This is a genomic window from Streptomyces sp. NPDC045026 (assembly GCF_056432625.1).
Genome location: NZ_JBWKIS010000058.1, coordinates 1 through 9,737 on the forward strand (window position 1 = coordinate 1; position 9,737 = coordinate 9,737).

Below are 9,737 nucleotides of genomic sequence, written 5' to 3' on the forward strand. Positions count from 1 at the left end.
ATCAACTCCACGGGCTTCCGTGAGCTCCAGGAGGGCCAGATGGTGACGTTCGATGTCACCCAGGGCCAGAAGGGCCCCCAGGCGGAGAACATCAACCTGGCCTGAGGACCCTGCGCCTGCCGAAAACCTCATCCGATCAGGGCATGCGGCATTTTGGTACTCGTGGAGGATGCCGCCGAGCCGTTCGCGTCTCCGTATGTCAAGGCGAGCGATCTGCTCCGGATCGCTGTTCGGGACCGGCAACGGGTGCAGAGGGCGGGCGTTGTCGATGCCCTGATGGGGCCGATGGGAGTTGTAGAAGTCCTCGAACTCGCGTAGGGCGTGCAGTAGGTGCCGCTGATTCCAGATCAAGGTACGGTCCAGCAGCTCGCGCCGACAGGTTTGCACCCACCGTTCCATGATCGAGTTCATGCGCGGCATCCGCACCCCGCTGGGCACCACCTCGATCCCCACCTCAGCGAGAACCGCGTCGAACAGCGAGGGGAACTTCCCGTCGCGGTCCCGGATCAGGAACCGTGCCCGGCAGCCGGCGTCTTCGAGGTCCATGACGAGATTCTTCGCTGTCTGCTTCACCCAGGAGGCGCTCGGGTACGCGGTGGCACCGAGGATCCGGATCCGCCGGCTGGCATGCTCGATCACCGCGAACACGTACAGGCGCGCCCCGGACAGCGTGACCGTCTCCAGGAAGTCGCACGCCAGCAGGGCGTCGGCCTGGGAGCGCGGGAAGGCCGCCCACGTGCTGGAAGCGCGTTCCGGTGCCGGGGCGATCCCAGCCTCCTGGAGGATCTCCCAGATGGTGGAGGCGGAGGCGGCCACCTTGATCCCGAGAACGAGGAGTTCGCCGTGGATGCGGCGATATCCCCAACCGGGATTCTCCCGCCCAAGCCGCAACACCATGAGCCGGATGGAGCGCACGGTCCGCGGCCTTCCCGAGCGCTTCGGCCGGGAAACGGCAGCGTGGCGGCGTGCGACAAGATCGCGGTGCCAGCGCAGCACCGTGTCTGGACGCACCAGCAACCTCACCCTGCGCAGCACCTCCGACGGCAGCCGGTGCAGCAACGCCGCCAAGAACGCTCGATCGCCCGGGGTGAACCGCACCCTGTCTTTGCCGAGTTGACGCTGAAGCACCGAGATCTGATGGCGCAGGGTGAGGATCTCCGCGTCCTTGTCCCGGTCGCTCATCGGTAACAGGCGGACCACGGCGAACGCTTGGGTCACGGTCAGGTAAGCCAGTCGCAGCAGCACGACACGACCATCATGTCGGGGCAATCACCAACTACGCGAGAGCACTCCCTCGAGCGCCCGCGCCCGAGAAGCCGCGCACCCCCGCGCACCGCCTCCCACCAGGACGGATGAGGATTTTGGCAGGGGCAGGGGCAGGGGCAGGGTCAGGCGCAGGAGCACGACAGGGCATGATGCCGTTCCCGGGCAAGGTGAAGGCAGCGGGGGAGCGACGGGCACGGCCGAGATTGGTGATGAAGATCGTGACCTGGCCGGATGAATTATCGGCACCTGCACTGCCGAGATCTCTGGACGATGTCGCCTCCATGGTCGCGGACCTGCGCCCGTGTACCGGTACGACCAGCGTGGCACGGGCCAATCCTCGTGGCGGGGCCCCACTCCTTCGCCCGGCATGTCGACGATCTCGCCGAGTTGCTCGACGCATGGGACGTACCCGAAGGCATGCTGAGGAGCCGCAGGCGTACAACGACGCGCTGGGCCGGCTCCTCACCTGGAGCCGGCCCGTCCCTCACTCAGAAGCAGTCGGCAGGGGCTTCCCCGCGGTTTCGCGGGAGGCCGCCACTCCGATCAGGGAGAGAAGTGCGACCGCGATGAGGAAGAACGCGGGGGAGTAGGAAGAGCCGGTCCACGAGATCAGCCACGTTCCGACGTAGGGCGCCACCCCGCCGAAGAGTGCGGCACCCACGTTGAACGGCAAAGCGAAGCCGAGGTAGCGCGAGCGCGTCGTGAACGTCTCGGCGAAGAAGGCCGGGAACACGGCGTCGTTGAGGGAGAACATCGTGAGGAACACGACGAGCACCACCGTGGAAACGAGCACGCCGCCCACGGATATCGCCATCATCAACGGGTAGCTCAGCGCGATGAGCAGGACGCACGCCGAGAGAAGCATTCGCCTCCGGCCGAACCGGTCAGAAAGCGCCGCCGTGCACGGAAGGATGGCGATGTAGCAGACGAGGGAGATGGTCACCACGAGGTTCGAATCTCCCTGGCTCATTCCCGTCTCTTCGATGAGGTACGTCGGGATGTAGCTGAGGAGCAGGTAGTAGCCGCCGGCGTTGAGCGCCATCACGAGAAGCAGACGCCCCATCCCCGGGAGGGATGCCATGAACGACGGCTTGTGCCCGGTCTCCTGCTGAGCGGTCTTGGGCGCGGCGTACTCCCGGTCAGCGAGCTTGAGGTACTCGGGGGTGTCCTCGAGCCTGAACCGCAGGTAGAGGCCGATGAGTCCGAGCGGTCCCGCCATGAGGAACGGCAGCCGCCATCCCCAGGACTCCATGCTGCCGGCGGACAGGTTCGCGTACATGACCGTCGCCATGACGGACGCGAGAAGGAAGCCTGCCGCGGAACTCATCGGCACGAAGCCGGTGAGCAGGCCACGTCTCTTGTCCGGTGAGTATTCGGCGATGAAGGTCCCGGCTCCGGCATACTCCCCGGCCGCCGAGAAACTCTGCGTGATGCGCAGCAGGAGGAGAAGGGCGGGAGCGGCGACACCGATGGTCGAGTACCCCGGAACGAGGCCGATCGCGAGGGTCGATCCCGACATGAGGAGGATGGTCGTTCCCAGGACGCGCTTGCGTCCCATCCTGTCTCCGAGGATTCCCCAGAGAAGCGCGCCGAGCGGGCGGACGAGAAACGAGAGACCGAAGACGGCGAACGTGCTCAGCAGGGCGACTGACCGGTCTTCCGACGGGAAGAACACGACGGCGATGGTGGTCGCGAGATAGCTGTACGAGGCGTAGTCGAAGTACTCGATGAGGGTTCCGAGGCCGCTGGCCGCGATGACCCGCCGCATGACCGCGCGATCGGGCGGCGCTACGACGTGGGTGGAGGTGAGCATGGGAATCTCCTTCATCCGATGGCTCTGCGGCCGGTCCCCGGTGACGTGTGTCCGGAGGTGACATGGGCCACTCGCGTGGTCGCGTCCCTACGATTTCCAGCTGGCGGGCCAGGGCCTATGGCCTCACCGGCGCTCCTCCAAAAACGCGTTGTCCACGGCGTACACGTCAGGGCGTGCATCCATGGCGTGTGGCTCAGGCTGTCAGTCCCTGAAGCCGCGCGCCTTGAGAGCCAGCCAGAGTTCGGTCTGCGTGTCGACGCTGTCGAGGCTGCGGCCGGTCACCTGGGTGAGCCGGAGCACGCGGTTCCTGATCGTGTGCCGGTGCACCCCGAGACGCACGGCGCACGCCTCGATCGACCGGTTTTCGATGAGCCACGTGTGGAGTGTCGTGAGCAGCACGTCTCCGTTGGGCAGCGCGTCGATGGGCGCGAGTACGGCGTCGGCGAAGGCCGTCAGGTACTGGCTGTCGGCGACGTGCAGGAGGAAGTCGTGGGCGGACCCGTCGACGAATCCGACGAGTGAGCCGATCCGCCGGCTCGTCTCCAGCGCGGCCCGGGCCTGTCGCAGGGTGCGGGCTGCGTTTCCGGGGGGCAGCGCGGTCCCGATGCCCACCGGTGTGTCGAGGCCGTACTCCTGGAGCAGGCGTTTGGGGTCCTGGGTGGCCAGGCCCTCGACGAGTCGCTCGCTCACCCTGAGCAGGGGTGATCCGAGGACGACCGCGAGATCGTCCAGGAGGACCTCGGCGTGTGTCTGCGACTTCGCCTCGACGACCACACCCCACAGGGTCGGGGCGTTGATGTTCAGCCCGCGGAGAAACGCCCGGGCCCGCGCGTCGTCTTCGGCGGAGAGTAGGCGCGCCACATGCTGGGCGCGCCGCCGACGCTCCGGTTCGTCGAGGAACCAACGCCGCTCGAACTCGAGGGCGAGCAGGGACAGCAGGGTGGGCACGGCGAGGTCGGCCATGGCCAGACCGCTGTCGGAGCGGGCTATGTACCCGCGCACGGTCGTCTCTCCCGCGAACGGAGACACGATCAGGGCGAGGGAGCTGCCGTCGACGGAGACTCGCCGGGTGTGGCCGAGGGCAGGTGGGTCCGCCCGCACGTGGTCACCGGTCGCCTCGGCCGACGAGGCGTGCAGCCCGGTGTTCTTGCCGAGCAGACGCCCGACGCGGTCGAACACCCCGGCGCTCTCGCCGGTCGACCGCTGCCACTCCTGCAGCAGTGCGTCGACCGTGCCGCCGCGCGCGACGATCCTCGTGAGGCGTACCTGGAGAGCGAAGGAGTCCTGGAGGGCCACGCGTTCCGCCGCGACCTGCTTCGCGATGACAGTCCTGGTGATCTTCGTGAAGGGCGTGAAGGCTGGCGCGGACAGGAGCGGAAGGTCGTGCTCGCGGGCCAGGTCGACGAGAAATCCGGGGATCTCGCGGAGAGGTGCCTGGGGTCCGGTTCCCAGGATCAGTCCCACGGCTCCATGCGCTGCGAGCGCGCTCACATAGTTCGCCCATGGCTCCGGATCCGCGCCGAGAACGGCGCCGCTCGTCATGACGATCTCGCCCCCTTGGAGCCACTGTCCGGGAAGGCCGATTTCGGCGGCGTGGGGCGCGGTGACAGTGGCGTCCATCCGCGATCCGGCGTGTTCGACGGCGAGATGGAGGCCTTCGAGGGTGGCGACATCGGCCACGGTGAGCGCGTGGGCTGTGCGGTCCATGCCCGCATCGTACGAGCGGTCGGCGTCGCCCTGCAGGCCACCTACGGCCCATTGGTTTGTACACGCGGGAGATGGCTCGGGGCTCTCCCGCCGAAATAGCTTCCAGGAGTCCGAAGACGAAGCGCCGCGAACGGGCGATGCCGCCGGGACGCCCGGCGCGCGGCACGTGAAAGGAAGCCGAATTGATCCAGCAGAACGAGTACTACGACGGTCAGGTACGCAGCCTCGAGTTCGCCAACAGCCAGGGCAAGTTCACCGTCGGCGTCATGGAGCCGGGGGAGTGGGAGTTCGAGGCCCCGACCCGGGAGTGGATGATCCTCATCCGCGGAACCTGGGACGTGAAGCTCCCCGGATCGCGCGACTGGAAGACCTTCGGCGAGGGCGACTCCTTCCAGATCGAGGCGGACGAGTCCTTCACCGTGCGCATCTCCGACACGGTGGCCTACCTCTGCCCCTACACCTGAGTTCTCCGCTCGGTGAGGCCTGCGCGGTGCCCGTCATATCGCTGACCTGACGGGCACCGCGCACGTTCCGATTCCTGGTGTGGCGGCGTCAGTTCGTCGCGGCCTCCGTGCCTCAACCCCCGACGAAGCCAGGCCAGGACCCGGCTCGTCGTCACGTGTGTCCCAAGCGGCGAGGTCGACGACCTGGCCGTCGGGGAAGAGAGCCCAGGTGCGGCCTTCGGCTACGAAGGCACCGGACGGCTCGGCAACTACTAGCCACTCGGCGGCCCAGCCAGCGATCTGTCAGCCGAGGGTATGGCGGGGCAGTTCCAAGATCCGTCCGCCTCCTTCAGCCAAGTCGGCCCGTAGAACGACGGCTCCAGGGCATCAATCTCCAAGGGGGTGAGCTGAGTTGCCATAGCTCACATCCAGGGCTCTTTCCGCACGGCTGAGGAGGATCTGCGCTGACATGGGCGGAGTGGTGTCAGTGCCTCCCGCTACCGTGGAGGAATGCCAGGTCACTACGGAGTCCCGCTGACACGCGACACATTGCGCGACTGTGAGGGGTGTGGCGTCACCATCAAATGGAGAGGAGAAGGGCGACGCTCAGGCCATTGCCTGAGCTGTAGTCGGATAGCCCGGCAAGGTCGCCGATACAACCTGACGGCAGGCGATGTGAGGGCCATCCTGGAGCTTCAGGGCGGAGTTTGCGCGTTGTGCGGGCGCGGGCCCGAGCGAGACGCAAGCTCCTCGCACTGGCATATCGACCATGATCACGAATGTTGTAAACCGTCGGATTCCGCTTGGTCCATATGCGGAGCGTGCGTCCGAGGCTTGCTGTGCAGCGGGTGCAATGCTCGTGGCCTTGCCTGGTACGAACTTCTCCCCAGAGACCGTAGGGACTGGGGGCGCCTGAACGACTACCTGACCAACCCACCGGCCCGTCGCCTTCGCCTTGCTGGAACGCTCAAGTTCTGCCTGGTGTACCTCGTACATGCCAGCACGGCTCGACACAGGTGAGCCCGCCACTCCCAAGCGGCTCCCGCCAACTCGTGCAGACGTCAGTGGTGTTGGCTACTATGTACGCGGTTGATGAGACCCTTGAAAGGCAAGGTGCATCGGTGCAGATGGCCGACTATCACGGCACGGCGGCAGAGTCCCTATAGGGGCGCCTGGCCGGCGCTCTCCTATGGCGACGCCCATTGGGCGGCGACGTCGTGACTCAGATCCGGCGGCGGGTTGACTCCTGCCCTGGTTCCGTGACGGCGCTCTGACGATGCCTGGGAGGGCCTTCCTTGTCCGCAACCACTTCTACCTGCGACCACCGTGTGTACCACGTAGTCGTTGTCGCCTTGATCTCCATGATCGTTGGGTTTACCACCGGGGTCGGCTTTGCCGCTCTCGGACAGTCCCCCCTCGCCGCTGTTGCTTCCGGCGGGGCTGTCGTGCCGTTCGTCTTCTCTGCTGGCATGACCGCAGTCGCGTATGTGAAGCGGCAGGCACAGTAGGCGAGACACCTTGTGGGGCTCAAATATGGGATTCGGCCGCTGATCTGCGGGTTCGTAGTGGTGTCAACTGGCGATCTGGTATTCGTTGATGAGTCCGCCGAGGACCGCTGTGCGGTGGACGCGGTGCTCGGCGGGGTCGATGGGGGGGGCGGCGGTCCGGCTTCAGCTTGCGATGGACAGAGCTGGTTCAGTGCGCGGTGAGGCCGGTGCCCGTTGTAGTGCTCCAGGTACCTGGTGAGGGTTCGGCGCAGGTGGCGTTCGTTGAGGATGAGGGTGCGGTCGAGGAGCTCGCGGCGCAAGGTTGTGCGTGCCGATAATTACGCCCTTGCAGGTCAGGAAGCGTGTTGGTACTCGTGGAGCACGCCGTCGAGACGGTCGCGTCGGCGTATGCCAAGACGCTTGATCTGTACTGGTTCGAGCGGTTCGGGGACGGCGTGGAGAGGCGCGGCGGCCTGCAGTGTGCGGTGGGTGCGGTGATGGTTGTCGTGCTGCTCGTACTCGCGGAGCGCTCGCCGGAGGTGGGCTTCGTTCCAGAGCAGGGTGCGATCGGGGAGTTCACGGCGCAGCCTGCGAACCCAGCGTTCCATGATTGAGTTCATGTGCGGCGTGCGGACGGCGGTGAGCACGGCACGGATTGCGGCCTGACCGAGGATCTCGTCGATGACAGCGGGGTATTTCGCGTCGCGGTCGCGGATCATGAACTTGATGGCGGCGGGCTGTCCGGCATCTTCGAGGTCGATGACCAGGTTCTTGATTGTCTGGGTGACCCAGGCATGGGTGGGATGCGTGGTGGTGTCGAGCACACGGACACCTCGGCGGGGGTGGTGGGTGGCGGCGAGGATGTACTGACGCTGCCCGCTGAGGGTGAGGGTCTAGATGAAGTCCATCGTGAGGATGGCTTCGGCCTGGGAGTGCAAGAAGGTGGCCCGGGTGACGTTCGAGGGCTGGGTCGTAGGATCGACGCCTTCGGTCTTGAGGGTTTCCCAGAGGGTGGAGGGCGCCGGCTTGATGTCGGGGAGTGCGGGTTCGCCGTGGATGGGCCGGTGGCCCCAGGTGGGGTTTTCCTCGGCGAGGCGGAGTATGAGGCGGCGGACGGAAGTGACTGTGCGGGGGCGGCCGGGACGTTGGTTGCGGCTGAGGCGGATGTGACGGTTATTCATGAAGTTGCGGTGCCGGCGCAGGACAGTGTCCGGGGAGAGGATGTGCCGCAGTCGGCGCAGGGCGGCTTGTGGCAGCGGGGCGAGGAGGGCGGCTAGGAAGGCGCGGTCGGCCGCCTGAAAGCCGGGGTGCTGGTTGCCGGGCCGACGTTGAAGGACGGCGAGCTGGTGACGCAGCGCGAGGATTTCGATGTCCTTGTCGTGGTCGCTCATAGGGATCAGTCGCAGGGCGGTGAAGGCGTGAGTGACGGCAAGGCAGGCCAGGCGTACGAGCATGAGCAGTGAGCATTGCCGACCGTTGTCGTCGGCGCGATAGCGGGGCTGAACTGCACCGACGTAATATGCGGCACCCACAACGTCGCCGAACAACTCACCGAGCGAGGGTGGTGTGGGACGCCCGGGGCTGGCCTGAGCCCTCTCCGCCGTCATTCAACGTTACTGCCACCGTGGTTGGAGGAAGCTGGGGCGCCCGACGAGCCGAGGTCGGCCGAAGTGGGGCGCAATGCGCCCGGCGCACTCACGCGGAGGGGCCACCGGCGGCCTCCCGTCGCACGGTCTCGGCGACGCTGGAAAGTGCGGCGCCGAGGTGGCGTCGCTGTGCAGCGGTGAGAGGGTCGAATACGAGTCGGCGTACCTGTGCGACATGCCCCGGTGCGCTGTCGACCACCTTCTCTCGACCGCTGTCGGTCAGCGTGGCCAGGGTGTAGCGACCGTCGCTCGGGTCCACTTGGCGAACGATCCACTCGCGCGCCTCGAAGCGGTCCATCAGCTTTGACAGTCGCGGGAGAGCGCTGTCGCAGTCCCGGGCCAGTTCGCTGAACCGCATGGTGGCCTGATGCGCCATCGACAACCGGGCGAGCACGCTGTACTCGAAGTTCGAGATGCCCGCGTCGCGCTGCAACTGCCGGTCCAGGGCCGCAGGCAGTGCGATCACGACGGTGAGAAGGTCCTGCCAGAGTTCCTGCTGCTCGGTGTCGAGCCACGGTGACGGTTCATCCATGTCACCCATCCTACTTGCCCAGGCAAGAGACATCTATTGCCTGGGCAAGTCAATGCGGTCTACCTTATGAATTGCCCAGGCAAGTCAAGCGCGGCCTTAAGGAGTCCTCTGTGATCAAGCTCAGCATCTTCCTGACCCGGCGGGCAGACCTCACCCACGAGGAGTTCGTGGAGTACTGGACTCAAAAGCACACCCCGCTGCTCTCGCGCCTGCCCGCCGGAGAGGTCCCGGTCCGGCGCTACGTCCAACTCCTGCCCACCGACGACGAGATCCCCGGCATCAGCACCGCCGTCTACGACGGTGTCGCCGAGGTGTGGGTCGACGACATCGCCGACGCCGCCCGTTGGTTCACCTCCGACACCTACACCACGACCGTCGCCACGGACGAGGAGAACTTCCTCGACCGCTCCCGGACCCGCTTCCTCTACGCCGCCGAGAGCGCGATCTTCGGCTGAGCGCCGACGTTGTGCCCACGTCGGTGACATCGGAGTCCCGGGCGACCTGGCGATCAGGCCGCCCGGTCCACGCCCGCATCCGTCCGGTAAGGAGCGACACGCCATGACCATCCTCCACACCCCCGATATCCCGGCCGGGGCCTACGACGATCACCTCGCCCGGGCCCTGCCCCGGGCCCGCGAACAGCGGCCCTGGGTCCCTGCCGATGGGGCCCTGCCGAGCCTGTTCATCAGCCACGGAGCGCCCTTCACCCTCGACGATCCGCAGTGGCTCGACGAGCTGTTCAGCAGGATCTAGCTGTATTGCCCTGAAGCGTTGTTTGCGCGGCTGATGGGGGGCTTGCCTGCGAGTGCGGTGTGGCATCGGTGGTGGTTGTAGGTGTGGAGG

The 9,737-nt window shown here is 66.5% G+C and carries 11 protein-coding genes and 1 pseudogene; 5 read left to right on the plus strand and 7 right to left on the minus strand.

The window, feature by feature from the left end; translation table 11 throughout:
• On the plus strand, nucleotides 1-105 hold a 105-nt coding region (locus AC07EJ_RS45740), incomplete at its 5' end, for a cold shock domain-containing protein (protein ID WP_478886523.1).
• A gap of 39 nt (nucleotides 106-144) precedes the next feature.
• Here AC07EJ_RS45740 and AC07EJ_RS45745 read toward each other — a convergent pair.
• The 3 genes and pseudogenes from AC07EJ_RS45745 to AC07EJ_RS45755 form a co-directional block, all read right to left on the minus strand.
• A pseudogene (locus AC07EJ_RS45745) lies at nucleotides 145-1,245 on the minus strand (integrase core domain-containing protein); the annotation flags it as partial.
• Nucleotides 1,246-1,750: 505 nt separating this feature from the next.
• Complete coding sequence (locus tag AC07EJ_RS45750; protein WP_478886517.1) at nucleotides 1,751-3,079, minus strand: MFS transporter; 1,329 nt, start codon at nucleotides 3,077-3,079, stop codon at nucleotides 1,751-1,753.
• A 201-nt stretch (nucleotides 3,080-3,280) separates the two neighbouring features.
• Entirely contained in the window at nucleotides 3,281-4,786 is a 1,506-nt protein-coding gene (locus tag AC07EJ_RS45755) for a PucR family transcriptional regulator (protein WP_478886518.1), read from the minus strand.
• A 182-nt stretch (nucleotides 4,787-4,968) separates the two neighbouring features.
• Here AC07EJ_RS45755 and ppnP point away from each other — a divergent pair, with 182 nt between their 5' ends.
• Both ppnP and AC07EJ_RS45765 read left to right on the plus strand, forming a co-directional pair.
• Nucleotides 4,969-5,250, plus strand: a complete 282-nt coding sequence (gene ppnP, locus AC07EJ_RS45760; protein WP_326709952.1) for a pyrimidine/purine nucleoside phosphorylase — start codon at nucleotides 4,969-4,971, stop codon at nucleotides 5,248-5,250.
• Nucleotides 5,251-5,739: 489 nt separating this feature from the next.
• Nucleotides 5,740-6,249 carry an endonuclease domain-containing protein gene (locus AC07EJ_RS45765; RefSeq protein WP_478886519.1) on the plus strand — a complete coding sequence of 170 codons (510 nt, stop codon included), beginning with the start codon at nucleotides 5,740-5,742 and terminating at the stop codon, nucleotides 6,247-6,249.
• Nucleotides 6,250-6,451: 202 nt separating this feature from the next.
• On the opposite strand, the gene AC07EJ_RS45770 is transcribed toward AC07EJ_RS45765, so the two are convergent.
• From AC07EJ_RS45770 to AC07EJ_RS45785, 4 genes are all read right to left on the minus strand, one after another.
• A complete protein-coding gene (locus AC07EJ_RS45770) occupies nucleotides 6,452-7,036 on the minus strand; it encodes an integrase core domain-containing protein (RefSeq protein ID WP_478886520.1) in 585 nt (194 codons plus the stop codon).
• A gap of 33 nt (nucleotides 7,037-7,069) precedes the next feature.
• A complete protein-coding gene (locus tag AC07EJ_RS45775; protein ID WP_393588062.1) occupies nucleotides 7,070-7,540 on the minus strand; it encodes an integrase core domain-containing protein in 471 nt (156 codons plus the stop codon).
• 69 nt (nucleotides 7,541-7,609) lie between these two features.
• Nucleotides 7,610-8,170, minus strand: a complete 561-nt coding sequence (locus AC07EJ_RS45780; RefSeq protein WP_478886521.1) for a helix-turn-helix domain-containing protein — start codon at nucleotides 8,168-8,170, stop codon at nucleotides 7,610-7,612.
• 241 nt (nucleotides 8,171-8,411) lie between these two features.
• Nucleotides 8,412-8,894 (minus strand): MarR family winged helix-turn-helix transcriptional regulator, encoded by a 483-nt coding sequence (locus tag AC07EJ_RS45785; protein WP_393588065.1) that lies wholly within the window; start codon nucleotides 8,892-8,894, stop codon nucleotides 8,412-8,414.
• 110 nt (nucleotides 8,895-9,004) lie between these two features.
• On the opposite strand from AC07EJ_RS45785, the gene AC07EJ_RS45790 reads away from it, so the two are divergent.
• Both AC07EJ_RS45790 and AC07EJ_RS45795 read left to right on the plus strand, forming a co-directional pair.
• The gene (locus AC07EJ_RS45790) at nucleotides 9,005-9,349 is read left to right on the plus strand and encodes an EthD domain-containing protein (RefSeq protein WP_389479625.1); all 345 of its coding nucleotides are present in this window, start codon (nucleotides 9,005-9,007) and stop codon (nucleotides 9,347-9,349) included.
• A 103-nt stretch (nucleotides 9,350-9,452) separates the two neighbouring features.
• Entirely contained in the window at nucleotides 9,453-9,647 is a 195-nt protein-coding gene (locus tag AC07EJ_RS45795) for a hypothetical protein (RefSeq protein WP_478886522.1), read from the plus strand.
• Nucleotides 9,648-9,737: the final 90 nt, after the last annotated feature.